Consider the following 19133-nt stretch of genomic DNA (forward strand, 5'->3'; position numbering starts at 1 on the left):
TATATAAAGAAAAACTATTACTTTATACAAAAGGTGGAATGATGATGGTATTAGGTAAAAAACAAAAAATAGGTCGAAGTATTGAAGATATAAAAGTTGGAGAAAAATTAACGCTAACTGAACGAATTGAAGATAAAGATATCTTATTGTACTTAGGGCTAACAAATGATTCTAACCCTTTATACATTCAGCATGATTACGCATCTCAGACACCTTTTAAGAAACCTATTGTGCCAAGCATTATGATTACCGGTATTATGACAGCAGCCATTTCAAAGTACTTGCCTGGGCCTGGAAGTCATGTTGCAGAACATACGGTTGCCTTCCCCAAAAAAATTCATCATTATAGTACGATTGAATTTTTATTTGAAGTCACAGAGGTAGATGTTTCTTCTAAAACTGTTACGATTGAAGTGGAAGCGGTCAATGAGCAAAAAGAGAAAGTAGTAACGGCCCGGTTTCTTGTGTATCCGCCGTTTAGACTTCCATCAGTAGAGACACATGACTTTGAAAATTTTTAAAACCTCTTAAATATCTATAAATATAGAAGAAACTCTTTAGCCATATTTTCTGAAAATGTTGAAATGTATTGGAGAACCAGGCTAAAACATTGTATGATAAGAGAAGATAAATAGAAAATAATATCATTTGGATGAAGCTGCGGTTTAATTTAACTAGATGGAGGCTTATATCGTTAATATGAGTAAGAAATTATTAGTCGTAGATGATGAACAATCAATTTCAACATTATTACAATATAATTTACAACAAGCTGGCTTTACAGTAGAAACAGCTGAAGACGGGGAAGAAGGATACAACAAGGCACTAGGAGGAAAACCTGATTTAATTGTGTTAGACTTGATGCTTCCTAAGATGGATGGAATTGAAGTTTGTAAAAAGCTTCGTCAGCAAAAAGTGATGACGCCTATTTTAATGTTAACTGCAAAAGACGATGAGTTTGACAAGGTATTAGGGCTAGAACTTGGCGCAGATGACTACATGACGAAACCATTTAGCCCTCGAGAAGTAGTAGCGCGTGTAAAAGCCATTTTACGCAGAACACAAATTATTGCTCAGGAAAATGAACAAGAGGAAGATGGCGAGCGCATCATGATCGGTGATTTAAAAATTCTTCCAGATCATTATGAGGCCTACTTTAATCAAGAGCAGCTTGAGCTTACTCCAAAAGAATTTGAGTTATTATTATATTTGGCAAAGTACAAGGGGCGGGTATTAACTCGTGATCAGCTGCTAAGTGCAGTGTGGAATTATGATTTTGCCGGAGATACACGAATTGTAGATGTGCACATCAGCCATTTGCGTGAGAAAATTGAACACAACACGCGAAAACCTGTTTATATAAAAACGATTAGAGGATTAGGATATAAGCTGGAGGAACCAAAGGTAGATGAATAAATTTCGTTCAAGGCTACTTTTGGCTCTATTAGTACTTATCATTATTGTATTAGTAGGTCTTGGCCTGCTGCTGGGGCAGTTGTTTAAAAACTTTTATTTTCAGACGTTTCAAGAGCGAATGGAAAAAGAAGCAAAGCTTGTGGAAATGTACATTAGCGAAGAAGGCATCACAAGTCCTGCTTTAAAATCTAAAGTTGATCAAATCAGTCATTCGCTAAGTGTACGAACGACTGTCGTTCAAAAAGATGGAAAAATATTAGTTGACTCAAATCCAGGTAGCAAGCAGCAAAGAATCGAAAAAAGTATTGTAATCCAACAAGTATTGAAAAAGCAGTTAAACAGCAAAAAAAGCTTTGATCAAATTAAAGAAGATTACGACTTATATTACTATGGTATCCCGCTTATTATAGAAGGTAAGCAAGAGGGATTTGTTGTTCTGAGTACATCGTTTGATTCATTAAAACAAGTAAATCAGCAAATCTGGGGCCTTCTTATTGGAAGCTTAGGTCTAGCTTTGATTGTGATTTTACTCTTAGGTGTAAAGATTATGGGGCGCTATACCCGTCCTATTGAATCGGCAACCAAGGTGGCTATGGAACTTGCAAAAGGGAATTATAAAGCTCGTACATATGAAGATTATGTAGATGAAACAGGGATGCTGAGTCAGTCTATTAACGCACTTGCTCGTAATCTGCAAGAGTCTATCACTAATCAAGAAATGCAGCAGGACAGGCTGCGCACGCTAATTGAAAATATGGGAAGCGGCATGCTTCTTATCGATAGTCGAGGCTATATAAACTTAGTGAATCGAGCTTATAAAGAGCAGTTTCATATACATCCAGACGACTTCCTTTATCACTTGTATTATGAGGTATTTGAGCACAAAGAAATCATTAAACTTGTGGAAAAAATATTTATGACCGAAGTAAAGGTTCGAAAACAAGTGGTTCTGCCTTTAAATATTGAACGAAGATATTTTGATGTTTACGGAGCGCCGATTATTGGCTTAAACGATGAATGGAAAGGAATTGTGCTTGTTTTCCATGATATTACTGAGCTGAAAAAACTAGAACAAGTTCGCCGTGACTTTGTAGCGAATGTGTCTCATGAACTAAAAACTCCTATTACGTCTATAAAAGGATTTAGTGAGACATTACTAGACGGTGCCATGGAAGATCCGCAGCTGCGACAGCAGTTTCTATCTATTATTTTAACGGAAAGTCAGCGCATGGAGAGCTTGATTCAAGATCTTTTGGATTTATCTAAAGTTGAACAGCAAGGTTTTAAACTAAGCATTCATTCGGTAGATTTGAATACCCTTCTCTATGAGGTCATAACAGTGCTATCAAACCGAGCGAATGAAAAAGAAATCACGCTAACGTTAGATACGCTTCCTGAAGAAGCGTGGATTGATGGTGACAGTCAGCGCCTTATGCAAGTGTTCGTTAACTTAATTGGCAATGCGCTCATGTATACAATGTCTGGAGGAACCGTTCACGTTTCGCTTGAAGAGGAAGAAGAAACGATTACGGTTCATGTTCAAGATACAGGTATCGGTATTGATTCTGATGAAATTTCACGTATTTTTGAGCGTTTTTACAGAGTAGATAAAGCAAGAAGCCGTAATTCCGGAGGAACAGGTCTTGGATTAGCAATTGTTAAGCATCTTGTTGAAGCTCATAAAGGGGAAATTGAAGTGAAAAGTGAAGTCAATAAAGGGACAACTTTTTCGGTGAAGCTGCACAAGTATTTGCCGCAGATGTAAAATGTTTACGTTCCTTTTACAATTTATTTAATGTAGCTTAATAATTAATTGATACAATTTTTCATGGAAACCCCTTCATCCAAGGAGCCAATATGTAAGGCGAAAATAGCTTTAACCGTGCTATTTTCGCCGATTCTTTCTGACAATTTCTATCCATTCACATGCTACACCGCCTAAAATAACTAGGCGGTGTTTTTATTTTATGATGTACAAATCTTATGGCCGCATGAAAATAAAACGTTGAATTCAAGAGTACTTTTTGTCCTTAAAGCTTATTGTTTGCTAAAATAAAGGTAAGATAAGAAGAGAGCGAAATGGAGGAACATGAATGACACAAAAACTAGTATTAATTGACGGGAATAGTATTGCCTACCGTGCATTTTTTGCTTTGCCGCTTTTAAACAATGATAAAGGAATACATACAAATGCCATATACGGCTTTACTACAATGCTGACACGTATTTTAGAAGAAGAGAAGCCGACGCATTTACTCGTGGCTTTTGATGCAGGGAAAACAACGTTTCGTCACAAAACATTTACAGAATATAAAGGTGGCAGACAAAAGACGCCTCCTGAACTTTCAGAGCAGTTTCCCTTTATTCGTGAGTTGTTAGATGCATATGGGATTAAGCGCTATGAACTGCCTGATTATGAAGCAGATGATATTATCGGTACACTTTCAAAACAAGCTGAACAAAAAGGAATGGCCGTAAAAGTCATTTCTGGGGATAAAGATTTACTTCAGCTTGTGTCAGAGCATGTAACCGTAGATATTACGAGAAAAGGGATCACAGATGTCGATTCATATACGCCGGCAGCCATTGATGAAAAGTATGGTATTACGGCTGCACAAATCATTGATATGAAAGGCCTTATGGGAGACAGCTCGGATAATATCCCAGGCGTGCCCGGAGTCGGGGAAAAAACAGCCTTAAAGCTATTAAAAGAGTTTGAAACGGTTGAAAACGTATTGCAATCTATCGATCAAGTCAGCGGTAAAAAATTAAAAGAAAAGCTAGAAGATAATCGTGAATCAGCCATCATGAGTAAAAAGCTTGCAACTATTTATTGCGAAGCGCCTCTTAAAGTATCTGTAGAAGATGCAAAATATGACGGGTTTGAATCTTCAAAGGTCATCTCTTTATTTAAAGAGCTTGGGTTTAATTCTCTGCTTGCTAAATTCGGTGAAACAGCAGAAGAGGAAGCAGATTTTGAAGAACTGACGTTTGAGATAGCGGAAGAAATTCACGATGATATGTTAACAAGCGAAGCAGCTCTGATCGTAGAAGGGTATGAAGAAAACTATCATCACAATCAGCTGCTCGGTTTTGGAATCAGCAACAAAAATGGCCACTATTTTATTGATAAAGACACAGCTCTTTCATCTCCTAAATTTAAAGCATGGTTAGAAGACGAACGTGTAAAAAAGACGGTGTTTAATGGAAAACGTACAATTGTATCCTTAAAATGGGCGGGGCATGAAATTAAAGGAATTGAACATGATGTCATGATTGCTTCTTACATCTTGAATCCTGCTGAGGCAAATGATGATCTAGCGACAATTGCAAAATTAAAAGGATATCATCAAGTACAATCAGATGAAGCTGTGTATGGAAAGGGAGCTAAGCGAAGCATTGCAGAAGACGATCAGCTAGCTGAGCATGTTATAAGAAAAGCAGCCGCCGTAGCGTATTTAAAAGAAGTGTTAGAAAAAGAATTGGTTGAGAATGAACAGTTTGAGCTGTTTGAAAAGCTTGAAATGCCTCTTGCCATTGTCCTTGCTGATATGGAATATCAAGGGGTGAAAATTGACCGGGCGCGTTTGGATGAAATGGGCGAAGATCTTCGAGAACAGCTTGAAAAAATTGAAGCGAAAATCTACGAATACGCGGGGCAAGAATTCAATATTAATTCACCAAAGCAGCTAGGAGTTGTTCTTTTTGAAAAAATGCAGCTTCCAGTCATAAAGAAAACAAAAACAGGCTATTCCACATCAGCTGATGTATTAGAGCAATTAGCTAGCGCCCATGATATTATCCCAGAGATTTTACAATACCGTCAGCTAGGAAAATTACAGTCTACGTATATTGAAGGATTAAAAAAGGTTATTCATGAAAGCGATGGGAAAGTTCATACCCGCTTTAATCAAACGTTAACTCAAACGGGAAGATTAAGCTCAGTAGATCCTAACTTGCAAAACATCCCGATTCGTCTTGAAGAAGGTAAAAAAATAAGAGGTGCATTCGTGCCTTCACAGCCTGATTGGTTAATATTTGCGGCAGATTATTCACAAATTGAGCTGCGCGTACTGGCTCATATTGCAGATGATGAAAAGCTAATTGATGCGTTTAAGCATGACTTAGATATTCATACTAAAACAGCGATGGATGTGTTCCATGTCGAAAGAGAAGAAGTAACGTCCAATATGCGCCGTCAGGCTAAAGCAGTTAATTTTGGAATCGTCTACGGCATCAGTGATTACGGTTTATCGCAAAGTTTAGGAATTACAAGAAAAGCAGCGGCTACTTTTATTGAACGCTATTTAAAAAGCTTCCCGGGTGTACAGGAGTATATGGATACGATTGTGCGCGATGCAAAAGAAAAGGGATATGTAACAACGCTCTTGCACCGCCGACGTTACTTGCCTGAAATCACGAGCCGAAACTTTAATCTCCGCAGCTTCGCTGAGCGTACAGCTATGAATACGCCTATTCAAGGGACAGCAGCTGATATTATTAAAAAAGCAATGATTGAAATGGCTAAGCGCTTAAAAGATGAAAATCTTCAGGCTAAGCTACTGCTTCAAGTACACGATGAGCTGATTTTTGAAGCTCCAGAAGAAGAAATTAAAATTTTAGAGAAAATCGTACCAGAAGTAATGGAGCATGCTTTAGAGCTAGAAGTTCCGTTGAAAGTAGATTATTCTTACGGAAAGACTTGGTACGAAGCAAAGTAGTGGAAAAAGGATGTGACAAACGTGCCAGAATTACCAGAAGTTGAAACCGTCAGACGTACGTTGATTGAATTAGCCAGTGGTAAGACCATTGAGCGTGTAACCGTTAAATGGCCTAATATTATCAAACGTCCTGAGCAAGTTGAGCAGTTTTGTGACGCGCTTGTTGGGCAAACCATTCAAGATGTTGAACGCAGAGGTAAGTTTTTGAAAATTGTACTCGATGATTATACGATGGTTTCTCATCTGCGTATGGAAGGAAAATATGCTCTCCATGAAAATGCAGAAGAACCAGATAAGCATGTACACGTCTTTTTTCACTTCACCGATGGAACAGAATTGCGATACCGGGATGTAAGGAAGTTTGGTACCATGCACTTATTTAAAAAGGGAGAGGAAGACCTGTTTCCTCCTCTTATTGGCCTTGGACCTGAACCGTTTGACGAAACATTTAATCCAAGTCAATTAAAAATGCGAATCGGCAAAACCTCTCGAAAAATCAAGCCGGTTTTACTCGATCAAAATGTTGTGGTTGGGCTCGGGAATATTTATGTAGATGAAGCACTATTTCGCGCAGGGATTCACCCTGAACGAGTAGCCAGCCAATTAACAGACGAAGAGTATGAAAAATTGTACGAAGAAATTGTAGCGACTCTTCAAGAAGCGGTGAAACAAGGGGGCAGCACAATTCGCACGTATGTAAACACACAGGGGCAAATAGGCATGTTTCAGCAGCAGCTGTACGTGTACGGAAGAAAAGGCGAATCCTGTAAAATGTGCGGTACCCCAATTGAAAAATTTGTTGTAGGCGGCAGAGGAACACACATCTGCCCAAATTGTCAGCCGGCTAAAAAATAACAATGGATGGGCTCCTTTCATATACTACGTATAGACAGAAAGGAAAGGAGTCCTCTCATCATGATAACATTTTCTTTACTTATTCTTGCTTTTGCCGTAAGTCTTGACAGCTTTAGCGTTGGCCTGACATACGGACTTCGAAAGGTGAAAATCCCGCTGAAATCCATTTTTATTATTTCATGTTGCTCAGCATTTTCTTTAATGTTTTCTATGTTTTTAGGAAAGGTACTTACGCATCTATTTTCAGTGGATGTACTAAATAAAGTAGGCGGAGGTATTCTTGTTCTACTTGGAATGTGGATTTTATACCAGTTTTTTTGTCCGGCAGATTCATCGCGGGTGAAAGAAGAAAAAACATTAGTGAAGATTGAAATTAAGTCGATTGGCTTAGTCATTAACGTATTGAAAAAACCGACGGCAGCAGATTTAGATAATTCAGGTTCCATCACTGGGATTGAAGCATTTATACTTGGAATTGCATTATCTCTTGATGCATTTGGAGCAGGATTTGGAGCAGCTTTATTAGGTTATTCGCCGTATGCTTTAGCAATTGCTGTAGCTCTTATGAGTTCACTTTTTTTAAGTGCTGGCATACAGTTTGGCAAAGTTTTTTCACGTTTATCATGGATGAAAATGTTTTCCTTTTTACCGGGAGTTCTGCTTATTATTTTAGGTATTTTTAGATTTTAAATAAAGCGATAAAGGAGAGGCCAATGTCAATTGTAATTGGATTAACGGGCGGAATTGCTAGTGGAAAAAGCACGGTAACTGGAATGCTGAGAGATATTAATATTCCGGTAATCGATGCTGACCACATTGCAAAAGAAGTCGTCGAACCAGGAAAAGAAGCATACAACCAAATTGTAGAGACGTTCGGCCGTGCCATTCTTCACGAAAATGCGGAGATCAATCGAGCGGCTTTAGGGGAAATTGTGTTTTATCAAGAGGAAGAACGTAAAAAGTTGAATGCAATTGTACATCCTGCGGTAAGAAAAGAAATGCTTTCTCAAAAGGAAAGGTATATCGAGGAAGGATACGATGCTGTGGTATTAGATATTCCGCTGCTGTTTGAAAGTGATTTAACACACTTAGTTGATAAAGTAGTGGTTGTATATGTCGATGAGCCTGTGCAGCTAGAAAGGTTAAAGTCTCGTAATGATCTTTCGACGGAGGATGCCTATGCACGTATCCACGCACAGCTGCCTTTAATTCAAAAAGTAGCCTTAGCCGATGCGGTGATCAATAACAACGGACCTGTAGAGGAAACAAAACAACAGCTTTTAAGTATATTAGCCCTGTGGCTAGATTAAAGAGGCTGGGACAAAAGTATGTTAGCTGAAGGAAAATCTGAACGAGCTTGATTCTTGAGGGAGAATCAAGCTCGTTCGGATTTTTTATTGCGAATATTTAAGGGCTGCTAAAAAAGAATGTGTTAAATATCTGTTCTCGCTATATACATATAGTAAAACTTAATTAAAATAATTTATTAAAAAAAATTAATATTATTCACTTTTTAAATATTTATGTTATACTATTCAATATAAAAAGTTAAATAGTATAACACATATAGAGAGGGGTATAGCCATGAAAGCACGTATTGCCATTAATGGTTTTGGGAGAATAGGAAGAATGGTGTTTCGCACAGCGATTATAGAGGAGAATTTAGATATTATTGCAATAAATGCATCTTATCCAGCCGAAACATTAGCACATTTAATCAAGTATGACTCTATACACGGACCATTTAATGGAGATGTTAAATGTGATGATGATGCGCTAATTGTTAACGGTAAAAGAATCCAGCTATTAAATTCACGTGATCCGCTGAATTTGCCTTGGAAAGAGCTTGGGATTGATCTAGTTGTTGAAGCAACGGGGAAATTTAATTCAAGAGAAAAAGCGCAGTTACATATTGAAGCAGGTGCGAAAAAAGTTGTCTTAACGGCACCGGGTAAACAAGAAGATATTACCATTGTGATGGGCGTAAACGAACGAGAGTTTGATGTGAATCAGCATAACATTATCTCTAATGCTTCTTGTACGACAAATTGTCTAGCTCCAGTTGTCAAGGTGTTAGACGAAGCGTTCACAATTGAAAACGGTTTAATGACGACCGTTCACGCATATACAAATGATCAAAAGAATATTGATAACCCGCATAAAGATTTGCGAAGAGCCCGTGCGTGTGCTCAATCAATTATTCCTACAACAACTGGAGCAGCCAAGGCGCTTTCATTAGTTCTTCCTCACTTAAAAGGAAAGCTTCATGGAATGGCGCTGCGCGTTCCTACGCCGAACGTATCGCTTGTCGATTTAGTTGTGGATGTAAGGAAACCTGTGACGATGGAAGATGTTAATTTAGCGTTTATTAAAGCTGCTGAAGGACCATTAAAGAATATTTTAAATTTAACAATGGAACCACTCGTATCAATTGACTTTAATACAAATCCTCATTCAGCTATTGTAGATGGACTATCCACGATCGTAATGGAGGATCATAAAATTAAAGTGTTAGCTTGGTACGATAACGAGTGGGGCTACTCTCAGCGCGTAGTCGATTTGGTAAGATATATTGCTGCAGAAATGCGTAATGGATCAAAAATAAGAGTAAGCTAAGAAAGCTATAGATTGCTTTTTAAAAAAACAGGGAGCTATCGCCCTGTTTTTTTTTGTTTTTATTCAAAAGAATAGGGAAAAGCAATAAGATAAGCATGCAAAGGGGTGTTTCTTTTTCTCAATTTTAATAAAAAATTAATAGTCGTTTAGCAGCTTTTACACACTGTCTCACGAGAATACAGGGGTAATTTGTATAGGTCTATCTGCGGGAACAATCTTTAATAAAATCAAAACACGTATTGCAAAATAAATGTAAACAAAGTATACTATGTTTCGTGAACTTCTTGTGTACCTTTCGGTGATGTGGCTACTTAAAGGGTTAGGACCTCTTTGGACTAACTTTCCCCCGTGGTAGTTAACATGCTATATGGCGAAAGAACTTCATGTTTAACGATTAAAAATTGTTAAAGGGGGAAATATCATTATGGAAACAATGGGTCGTCATGTCATCTCAGAATTATGGGGATGCGATTTCGATAAGTTAAATGATATTGATTATATTGAAAAAACGTTTGTTGATGCAGCTTTAAAATCTGGTGCGGAAGTTCGCGAAGTAGCGTTCCATAAATTTGCACCTCAAGGTGTAAGTGGCGTTGTTATTATTTCAGAATCACATTTAACGATTCACAGCTTCCCAGAGCATGGTTATGCAAGTATCGATGTTTATACTTGTGGTCATTTAGATCCTACAATCGCAGCAGATTATATTGCAGATGCTCTAAGTGCACAGACACGTGAAACAATTGAATTACCACGTGGAATGGGTCCTGTTCAGGTAAAACAAACTAAAGCGAATGCACTTTAATAGTGTCGATTGATTACGTAAGTTAAGAGGTGTATTACACACCTCTTTTTAGTATATAAATTTTTAATACGCAAAAACAAAGGGGATAACAACATGGGGGTAGTACAAGCAGTTAAATCTTTATTTTCTAATCATGTAGAAACAAGCGATCGCCATTCAGATCCGACTCTAAAAACGCACTATTACAAAACAACGGCTGGGAATGCATTTAAGCAAGTTCATGAAATGTTGAAGCACATGCAAGGGATAGAGATAATTGCTGCATATGAAGAGCGAGGAGAAATTAGCTTAAACGTTGTAAAAGGAAGAAAAGCTTTTGTTGTGATTACCATTATTAGCGTACGTCCTCTTGAAACCGCTATCGATTTTTCTGCTACAACAGAGTCAAAAGTGGTGCCAGTTGATTTTGGTTTTAGTAAAGAACTTGTACGTACGCTTTATAAGAGCTTTGATCAAAAACTTATTCCTCTTTCTTCGTAAGTTCCTTATTATTTTTGAATTTCAGGGAATAAAATGGGGAAATTCCTTTTCCTTTACTTGTATTCAAGCCTTGTTTTCTATAAGATGGAATAAAGCAAATCCTTTAATATAGCATCGTGTTTGATAAAGGAAATGATGATGACAATCATAATAAATGGCGAATAGCCGGCTAACATAGATGGAAATTAACTTATATGAGAGAAAATAAAAAGAAAAACAAGGTTTATTATTGGAGCTGAGAATATGAAGTGCCCATCCTGTCATTACAATGGAACGAGAGTGCTGGACTCGCGCCCTGTAGAAGAAGGCCGCTCTATTCGTAGAAGACGTGAATGCGAAGAGTGTCACTATCGTTTTACAACTTTTGAGAAAGTAGAAGAACTTCCGTTAATTGTTGTAAAAAAAGATGGAGCGAGAGAAGAGTTCAGCAAAGACAAAATCCTTCGAGGGTTAATTAAGGCGTGTGAAAAACGCCAAGTAAGCTTAAAGCAACTGGAAGATACCGTACACGATATTGAAACAGAGCTGCGCAGTCAGGGTACATCAGAGGTGCAGTCAGATGTGGTAGGAGAAATGGTGATGGAGCGATTAGCTGCTATCGATGAAGTCTCTTATGTTCGATTTGCTTCGGTATACCGACAATTTAAAGACATCAATGTATTTATTGATGAATTAAAAGATTTAATTAAGAAGGAACGACTGTAAAAGAGCTATTGAAGTATTCTTTAGGCTCTTTTTTTGTCATTTCTATTACTTTAAAAGTAGGTAGGGAACGACATGAAAGAACAACATTGGAAAGAAATGATACCGGTCGATCGTTATGTTGTTCGTTCGAGCGGCATACTGCAGGAATACGACCGAAAGATTTTAACAATGCTCTATCAGCCGTTGGTGGGTACGACGTGTTTTGGTTTGTATATGACGCTATGGAGCGAGCTGGAACAAGATCGTTTATGGGGAAAAGAGTCTACGCATCATCACCTAATGTCAATGATGCAAATTAATTTGAAAGCTATTTACCATGAACGGTTAAAATTAGAAGGCATCGGTTTGTTAAAAACATATATTAAGGAAGAAGATGATGTTCGTGTGTTCATTTATGAGCTCATTCCTCCTCTTACGCCCCATCAGTTCTTTAACGATGGCGTGTTAAATGTATATTTATATAACCGACTAGGAAAATCCATCTTTCAAAAAGTAAAAAATTATTTTTCGGATTCACTCGTGGATGATCAATCGTTCAAAGATGTGACGCATTCATTTAACGATGTATTTAAATCAGTTAAAGCAACGGAGCTGGCTCCAAGTTTTCAGTCTGAAAGCAAGGATGTATTTTCTCCTGATGCTCAAACGGACTTTATAGATTCTTCAAACCGTGCTTCTATTGAGATGAGCCCGGATTCCTTTGATTTTGATTTATTTTTAGCAGGCCTAACAGATTCAATGATTTCGAAAAGGTCCATTACATCTAAAGTAAAACAAGCGATTGAAAAGTTAGCTTTTTTATACGGCATCGATCCTCTTCAAATGAAAAATGTAGTGCTCGATTCGCTAAATGAGAATGATCAAGTTGATATTGAATTGCTTAGAAAAGCAGCACAGTCCTTTTACCAATTTGAAAATGGAGAAGCACTTCCAAATCTAAGCGAACAAATTCAGCCTCCTATGCTTCGTACCATGCAGGAAAAGCAGCCTCAGACAAAAGAAGAGCAGCTCATTCAACAGCTTGAAGTCACCTCTCCTCGACAGCTATTGATCGAGTTTTCAGGGGGAGCAGAGCCATCAAAAGCAGATTTGCAAATGATTGAAGAAGTGATGTTTAATCAAAAGCTTTCACCAGGGGTAGTAAATGTTCTGATTTACTATGTTATGCTAAGATCCGATATGAAACTATCTAAGAGCTATGTAGAGAAAATCGCTGGACACTGGGCGCGGAAAAAGGTACAAACTGTTCAAGAAGCGATGAATTTAGCTAAAAATGAACAGAAAGAATATCAAAACTGGACGGAAGCCAAGCAAAATAAAAAAACGGCCGGACGAAAAATTGTGCGTGAAGAAATGGTGCCAAACTGGTTAAAAAATAAAGAGCAGGTAGAGAAAAAAGCAGAGCCAGCATATGATGCAGAGTTTGAAGAACGAAAACGTAAACTAGAAGAAAAGTTAAAAAAGCTTGACCCAAAGCATAAAGAATAAAAAATTGTTATGATAGAAGTGGGGTGAAATAATGAAACCTATTAACGACTCATTAAATCAGTTGATTAATAAAAAAGATTTTAAAGCGCGATTAGAAGCATTAAAAAAGAATATTATGTCAAACCAAGATGTGAGAGCATTCATCCAAGAGCATCGCTATGAGTTAGATGAGCAAATGGTTGACCGGGGCTTGATGAAGATGCATGAATTTATCGACCAAAGCAAATGCTGCGATAAATGTCCTTCTCTGCAAAGCTGTGTCAATATGGTGAAGGGATATCACCCTCAGCTGGTTGTAAAAGGCCGTAATATTGATGTGCAGTATGAACGCTGCCCTAGAAAAGTCCAAGAAGATGAGCGAAAAGAACAAGAATCTCTTATTCAATGTATGTACATTCCCAAAGAAATTTTGCAAGCAACGATGTCTAAGATTACACTTGAACGTGAACGATTTGAAGCTGTTACTTTAGCAGAAGAGTTTGTTAGTGAATATGAGCCAGGCAAAAAGATGAAGGCACTATACTTGTACGGAGAGTTCGGGGTTGGTAAAACTTTTATCCTTGGAGCGATTGCTAATTCGTTAGCTGAAAAGAAAGTGAAGTCCACAATTTTATACGTCCCAGAGTTTTTGCGTGAGTTAAAAGGTTCATTTCAAGATCAAAGCTTTAATGAGAAAATAGAGTATGTTAAAAAAGTACCGGTTCTTATGCTTGATGATCTCGGAGCTGAATCCGTAACGAGCTGGATGCGAGACGATGTGCTCGGAACCATTTTACAATTCCGCATGCTTGAAAATTTGCCGACATTTTTCAGCTCGAATTTAAATTTTAAAGAGCTTGAACATCATTTGACATATACCCAAAGAGGCGAGAAGGAAGAACTCAAAGCCGCTCGTGTCATGGAGCGAATTAAGTCTCTAGCCACTCCTGTTGAAATAACTGGAGATAATAGAAGAGATAGATGAGCAGGTCGTTTTACATTTCTTGTAACGACTTGCTCATTTTTTTGCATGTTGCCCCATATACATTAATAAAGCGTGTCCAAAGGGGGGCTATGAGGAATGAAAATATTCTTTAAATATGTAGAAGACGCAGTCATTGTATATGAGTCTTTATGCGCGAAGCGAAGCGCTTTATCATATGGTTCACAGTGCTTGAAGCTGGTGAATAATCAGCTTTTAGTCATTGATGAGACATACAATAGAGAGGCCATTTTACAAGACATGGTGATACCGGTATTAACGCACGTAATTTTAAAAAAGAAAGAGAAAAAGATGATGGTAAACATATTAAAAGAACAATTTTTCTATTCAGAAGAGGAAGAGCAAGATTTGCTGCTTCAAATTATGGGGGGGATTATGGAAGGAGAGAGAGGCGAAATTCCGCAAAAAACATTTTCTCTTCCAAGAGAATTACTTATCCGCCAGGCTCTTCAAGACTTCTTCATTCATAATGTAACATTCACTTTTGAGTCTTTTCTCCAATTCCGTTTAAAAGAATATCAAGAGCGGCTGCGCTATTATGCTGAGCTGGCGATTGATGAATATAAGCTTGAACAAGACTATCAAATTCTTATTCATCAGCTGCGTCAAGCAGCTAATGAAAGACAGTCATCTACAGGCGATGTGTATGTAATGCACTTGAATAAAAACAAGTTTGTATTGTACGACCAAAGCAGTAGATATGTTCCGGAACGTGAATGTACAGCCCTAGCAGAGGCCTTTCTATCTGAACAAGAATCAGTATACATAGACTCAACTATTATCGCGCCTTTGCTGAGTTTATCTCCAGCTGCTATTCATCTGTATAGCGACCAGCATGATCATGATTTTGTTTATACCATTCAAAATATTTTTCAAGAAAAAGTTATGTTATACGATAAAAATGAATTTCCGTTTGATCAAAAGCAAAATATAACGTGAAAGGTTGATTTCTATTTTGAAAATGAATATAATAAATGCATATTGAAAAACAGCTATATGTCACAAGTTATGATGAGGACATGAGTGTATATTTACGGTTTATAGAGAGGGAGATCCAGGCTGAAAATCTCCTAACACGGAATATATTCTTACCACCTCTAAACTTCAGTAGTAAACGAGCAGCGTCTCTAGTAATTACTGACGGAATTTCCGTTATAAAACCTCGAGCCGCTTCGGGTTCTTTGGGTTATCCAAGATACGAAGAGGAAACAAGGGTGGTACCGCGTGTATACACAACTCGTCCCTTTTTATAAGGGACGAGTTTTTTGTTTTTACAAAAAGTTTATTAGTTATGTTAAAGGAGTGGAAAGTTGTGTCAGAAGTAATCAAAATGACATTTCCTGATGGAGCTGTTAAAGAGTATCCAAAAGGATCATCAACAGAAGATATTGCGGCTTCTATTAGCCCGGGATTAAAGAAAAAAGCGTTGGCAGGTAAAGTAAACGGCGAGCTGCTGGATTTGCGTACGCCAATCGAACAAGATGGCAGTCTTGAAATCATTACACAAGATGCTCCTGAAGCGCTTGAAATTATGCGTCATAGTACAGCGCATTTAATGGCTCAAGCAATCAAACGTTTATACAAAGATACAAAAGTACAGCTAGGTGTAGGACCGGTTATCGAAAATGGTTTTTACTATGACATCGATATGGAAGAATCAATTACTCCTGAAGATTTAGGTAAAATTGAAAAAGAAATGAAAAAAATCGTTAATGCAAATATTGAAATTGAACGAAAAGAAGTTTCTCGTGAAGAAGCCATTCAACTTTTTAAAGAAGTTGGCGATGAACTAAAACTTGAATTGATTGATGCGATTCCAGCAGGTGAAACGGTTACGATTTACCAACAAGGCGAATTCTTTGATCTTTGCCGAGGCGTGCACGTGCCGTCAACAGGCAAAATTAAAGAATTTAAACTATTAAGCGTAGCAGGTGCTTATTGGCGCGGAGACAGCGACAATCAAATGCTGCAGCGTATTTACGGTACAGCATTTTTTACAAAAGCAGATTTAGACGAGCATCTTCGTCTTCTTGAAGAAGCAAAAGAGCGTGACCACCGTAAACTTGGCAAAGAGTTAAACTTATTTACAAATTCTCAAAAAGTAGGACAAGGTCTGCCTTTATGGCTTCCAAAAGGTGCAACGATTCGCCGTATTATCGAGCGTTATATCGTAGATAAAGAAGTAAGCCTTGGTTATCAGCACGTTTACACGCCAGTGCTTGGAAGTGTAGAACTTTACAAAACGTCTGGTCACTGGGAGCACTACCAAGATGACATGTTCCCTGCAATGGAAATGGATAACGAAGACCTGGTTCTTCGTCCAATGAACTGTCCTCATCACATGATGGTTTACAAACAAGGTATTCACAGCTATCGTGAGCTTCCAATCCGTATTGCTGAACTTGGAACGATGCACCGCTACGAAATGTCAGGAGCATTATCAGGACTTCAGCGCGTTCGAGGCATGACGTTAAATGATGCACATATCTTTGTACGTCCGGATCAAATCAAAGAAGAATTTATTCGTGTGGTTCGCTTAGTTGAAGCGGTTTATAAAGATTTTGGATTTGAAAATTATTCATTCCGTCTCTCTTACCGTGACCCTGAAGATACAGAAAAATACTTCGATGATGATGCAATGTGGGAAAAAGCACAAAGCATGTTAAAAGACGCAATGGATGAACTTGACCTTGATTATTATGAAGCTGAAGGCGAAGCGGCATTCTACGGTCCAAAGCTAGATGTTCAAGTTAAAACAGCTCTTGGCAAAGAAGAGACGCTATCTACGGTTCAATTGGATTTCTTACTTCCTGAACGCTTTGACTTAACGTATGTAGGGGAAGACGGAAAACAACATCGACCTGTTGTTATTCACCGCGGCGTGGTGTCAACAATGGAACGTTTTGTAGCTTTCTTAATCGAAGAATACAAAGGAGCTTTCCCAACGTGGTTAGCACCTGTACAAGTTCAAGTGATTCCGGTATCACCTACGGTTCACCTTGAGTATGCAAAAGAAGTGCAAGAACAGCTTCAACTTGCGGGTATTCGCGTGGAACTTGATTCTCGCGATGAGAAAATTGGCTATAAAATCCGTGAGGCTCAAATGCAAAAAATTCCTTACATGCTTGTTGTAGGGGATAAAGAAGTAGAGGATAAAGCAGTAAACGTACGTAAATATGGTGAGCAGAATTCAGAAACGGTGGATTTCCAAGCCTTTTTACAAAATGTAAAAGCAGAAGCATCTCGTTAATAGAAAAAGCAGAGAATTGAAATTCTCTGCTTTTTTATACAACATTTATAAAAAACTGTTGCATAAATGTTTTTCCTTTGATACAATAACTTTTGTTGTTAAAAAAGAACGAAATCATTGACTTTTGTCTTTGTTGATACTATAATAGCTTAAGTAATTGAATACTTGTTTATACAGAAGAAGAAGCACCCGCTTCTCACCTGAGTGACGCATAGAGCAGTTAGCAGGTACATCGTATCTTAATTAAAACGATAGAAGTGTGGGTGCAGTATGTACTCACACTTTTTTGTGTGAGTTAATAATCGGTCTAAGCAAGCGTATTCGCTCATTAAACCTTGGAGGTGGCTACTTATTAGCAAGGACATGATGGTAAACGAGGGCATTCGAGCTCGCGAAGTTCGTCTAATTGATCAAAATGGTGAACAATTAGGAATTAAATCAAAAAATGAAGCATTAGAAATTGCTTCACGAGTAAATCTTGACTTAGTAATGGTTGCTGCAAATGCGAAACCGCCGGTATGTCGTATTATGGACTACGGTAAATTCCGCTATGAGCAACAACGTAAAGAAAGAGAAGCTCGTAAAAACCAAAAAGTTGTAAACTTAAAAGAAGTTCGTTTAAGTCCAACAATTGATGAACATGATTTTAACACTAAACTTCGTAACGCACGCAAGTTCCTTGAAAAAGGTGACAAAGTGAAAGCGTCTATTCGCTTTAAAGGTCGTGCCATTACTCATAAAGGGATTGGCCAAAAAGTACTTGAACGTTTTTCACAAGCTTGCGAAGATGTAAGTTCAGTTGAATCGGCTCCTAAAATGGAAGGCCGCAGCATGTTCTTAGTCTTGGCACCTAAAAACGAAAAGTAATAGAACGAGGAGGAACACCCCATGCCAAAAATGAAAACACATCGTGGCGCTGCAAAGCGTTTCAAAAAGACTGGAAGCGGTAAATTAAAACGTGCTCGTGCTTACACAAGCCATTTATTCGCTAACAAATCTACAAAACAAAAGCGTAAATTACGTAAAGGTTCTTTAGTAAGCAAAGGTGACTTCAAACGTATCCGTCACTTATTAGATAACATTAAGTAATTTGGGTTGAGATAGAAACAATACAGGAGGTAAACAATTATGCCACGCGTAAAAGGCGGTACAGTAACACGCAAACGTCGTAAAAAAGTTTTAAAATTAGCTAAAGGTTTCTTCGGTTCGAAGCATAGATTATATAAAGTTGCTAATCAGCAAGTTATGAAATCTCACATGTATGCTTATCGTGACCGTCGTCAGAAAAAACGTGACTTCCGTAAATTATGGATCACACGTATTAATGCAGCTGCTCGTATGAACGGTCTTTCTTACAGCCGTTTAATGCACGGTTTAAAATTAGCAGGTATTGAAGTTAACCGCAAAATGCTTGCTGACTTAGCTGTAGCTGATGAAAAAGCATTTGCTGAATTAGCAACTGCTGCTAAAAAAGGCTTAGATAAGTAATGAATATAAAGTCTCGTCATCTTTAGATGATGAGGCTTTTTTGCTATCGGAGGAGATATCATGAATGAACTGCTGCTTACCTATTTTATTGTTATTAATATAGTAGGGATAGGAATGATGTATAGAGATAAACAAAAAGCAAAAAGACATGAGTGGAGAATTGCCGAAAGTACGCTGTGGACGGTAGCTGCTGTCGGAGGAGCCATTGGAGGACTGATTGGTATGTATTGCTATCGTCATAAAACGAAGCACACATCGTTTACAGTAGGCTTTCCTATTCTTGCCGCTCTTGATTTACTTTTCTTTTTTGTTATCAGCTGAGCACAA

Annotated in this window: 19 protein-coding genes and 2 other annotated features; all 19 genes read left to right on the plus strand. The window is 37.9% G+C overall.

What is annotated here, in order from left to right; genetic code table 11:
- The first annotated feature begins 44 nt into the window (after window positions 1-44).
- Entirely contained in the window at window positions 45-521 is a 477-nt protein-coding gene (locus ACOZIR_RS00710; protein ID WP_045291177.1) for a MaoC family dehydratase, read from the plus strand.
- 178 nt (window positions 522-699) lie between these two features.
- The gene (locus tag ACOZIR_RS00715) at window positions 700-1416 is read left to right on the plus strand and encodes a response regulator transcription factor (protein WP_045291175.1); all 717 of its coding nucleotides are present in this window, start codon (window positions 700-702) and stop codon (window positions 1414-1416) included.
- Window positions 1409-3181, plus strand: coding sequence for a two-component system histidine kinase PnpS (gene pnpS, locus ACOZIR_RS00720; protein ID WP_045291173.1), 1773 nt, complete (start codon window positions 1409-1411; stop codon window positions 3179-3181). Before ACOZIR_RS00715 ends, pnpS begins: the two co-directional genes overlap by 8 nt.
- 328 nt (window positions 3182-3509) lie before the next feature.
- Window positions 3510-6137, plus strand: a complete 2628-nt coding sequence (gene polA, locus ACOZIR_RS00725; protein ID WP_045291172.1) for a DNA polymerase I — start codon at window positions 3510-3512, stop codon at window positions 6135-6137.
- 21 nt (window positions 6138-6158) lie between these two features.
- On the plus strand, window positions 6159-6992 hold the full coding sequence (mutM, locus tag ACOZIR_RS00730; RefSeq protein WP_045291171.1) for a DNA-formamidopyrimidine glycosylase: 834 nt from the start codon (window positions 6159-6161) through the stop codon (window positions 6990-6992).
- A 60-nt stretch (window positions 6993-7052) separates the two neighbouring features.
- Window positions 7053-7682: a sporulation membrane protein YtaF gene (ytaF, locus tag ACOZIR_RS00735; protein WP_033579623.1), complete on the plus strand. Its 630-nt coding sequence runs from the start codon at window positions 7053-7055 to the stop codon at window positions 7680-7682.
- 23 nt (window positions 7683-7705) lie between these two features.
- Window positions 7706-8302: a dephospho-CoA kinase gene (gene coaE / locus ACOZIR_RS00740; protein ID WP_071270351.1), complete on the plus strand. Its 597-nt coding sequence runs from the start codon at window positions 7706-7708 to the stop codon at window positions 8300-8302.
- Window positions 8303-8576: 274 nt separating this feature from the next.
- A complete protein-coding gene (locus ACOZIR_RS00745) occupies window positions 8577-9608 on the plus strand; it encodes a glyceraldehyde-3-phosphate dehydrogenase (protein ID WP_013059435.1) in 1032 nt (343 codons plus the stop codon).
- 424 nt (window positions 9609-10032) lie between these two features.
- The gene (gene speD, locus ACOZIR_RS00750; RefSeq protein WP_013059434.1) at window positions 10033-10413 is read left to right on the plus strand and encodes an adenosylmethionine decarboxylase; all 381 of its coding nucleotides are present in this window, start codon (window positions 10033-10035) and stop codon (window positions 10411-10413) included.
- A 93-nt stretch (window positions 10414-10506) separates the two neighbouring features.
- Window positions 10507-10893: a hypothetical protein gene (locus ACOZIR_RS00755; RefSeq protein ID WP_045291167.1), complete on the plus strand. Its 387-nt coding sequence runs from the start codon at window positions 10507-10509 to the stop codon at window positions 10891-10893.
- A gap of 243 nt (window positions 10894-11136) precedes the next feature.
- Complete coding sequence (gene nrdR, locus ACOZIR_RS00760; protein ID WP_013059432.1) at window positions 11137-11598, plus strand: transcriptional regulator NrdR; 462 nt, start codon at window positions 11137-11139, stop codon at window positions 11596-11598.
- Between the two features lie 72 nt (window positions 11599-11670).
- Window positions 11671-13086, plus strand: coding sequence for a replication initiation and membrane attachment family protein (locus ACOZIR_RS00765; RefSeq protein ID WP_045291165.1), 1416 nt, complete (start codon window positions 11671-11673; stop codon window positions 13084-13086).
- A 31-nt stretch (window positions 13087-13117) separates the two neighbouring features.
- Complete coding sequence (gene dnaI, locus ACOZIR_RS00770; protein ID WP_075419707.1) at window positions 13118-14050, plus strand: primosomal protein DnaI; 933 nt, start codon at window positions 13118-13120, stop codon at window positions 14048-14050.
- Window positions 14051-14146: 96 nt separating this feature from the next.
- Entirely contained in the window at window positions 14147-15007 is an 861-nt protein-coding gene (ytxC, locus tag ACOZIR_RS00775; protein WP_045291163.1) for a sporulation protein YtxC, read from the plus strand.
- Window positions 15008-15067: 60 nt separating this feature from the next.
- Window positions 15068-15316: a binding site (T-box leader), on the plus strand.
- A 43-nt stretch (window positions 15317-15359) separates the two neighbouring features.
- On the plus strand, window positions 15360-17318 hold the full coding sequence (gene thrS, locus ACOZIR_RS00780) for a threonine--tRNA ligase (RefSeq protein ID WP_253202932.1): 1959 nt from the start codon (window positions 15360-15362) through the stop codon (window positions 17316-17318).
- A gap of 171 nt (window positions 17319-17489) precedes the next feature.
- Window positions 17490-17612 (plus strand) — a sequence feature (ribosomal protein L20 leader region).
- A gap of 69 nt (window positions 17613-17681) precedes the next feature.
- Window positions 17682-18185, plus strand: a complete 504-nt coding sequence (infC, locus tag ACOZIR_RS00785; RefSeq protein ID WP_013059427.1) for a translation initiation factor IF-3 — start codon at window positions 17682-17684, stop codon at window positions 18183-18185.
- Window positions 18186-18206: 21 nt separating this feature from the next.
- Window positions 18207-18407: a 50S ribosomal protein L35 gene (gene rpmI, locus ACOZIR_RS00790; RefSeq protein ID WP_013059426.1), complete on the plus strand. Its 201-nt coding sequence runs from the start codon at window positions 18207-18209 to the stop codon at window positions 18405-18407.
- Window positions 18408-18446: 39 nt separating this feature from the next.
- Window positions 18447-18806, plus strand: coding sequence for a 50S ribosomal protein L20 (gene rplT, locus ACOZIR_RS00795; protein ID WP_013059425.1), 360 nt, complete (start codon window positions 18447-18449; stop codon window positions 18804-18806).
- Between the two features lie 60 nt (window positions 18807-18866).
- Entirely contained in the window at window positions 18867-19127 is a 261-nt protein-coding gene (locus ACOZIR_RS00800; protein ID WP_045291160.1) for a DUF1294 domain-containing protein, read from the plus strand.
- The last annotated feature ends 6 nt before the right edge of the window (window positions 19128-19133 follow it).

Source organism: Priestia sp. D3YE.R1, assembly GCF_049199565.1.
Classification (GTDB): Bacteria; Bacillota; Bacilli; order Bacillales; family Bacillaceae_H; genus Priestia; species Priestia aryabhattai.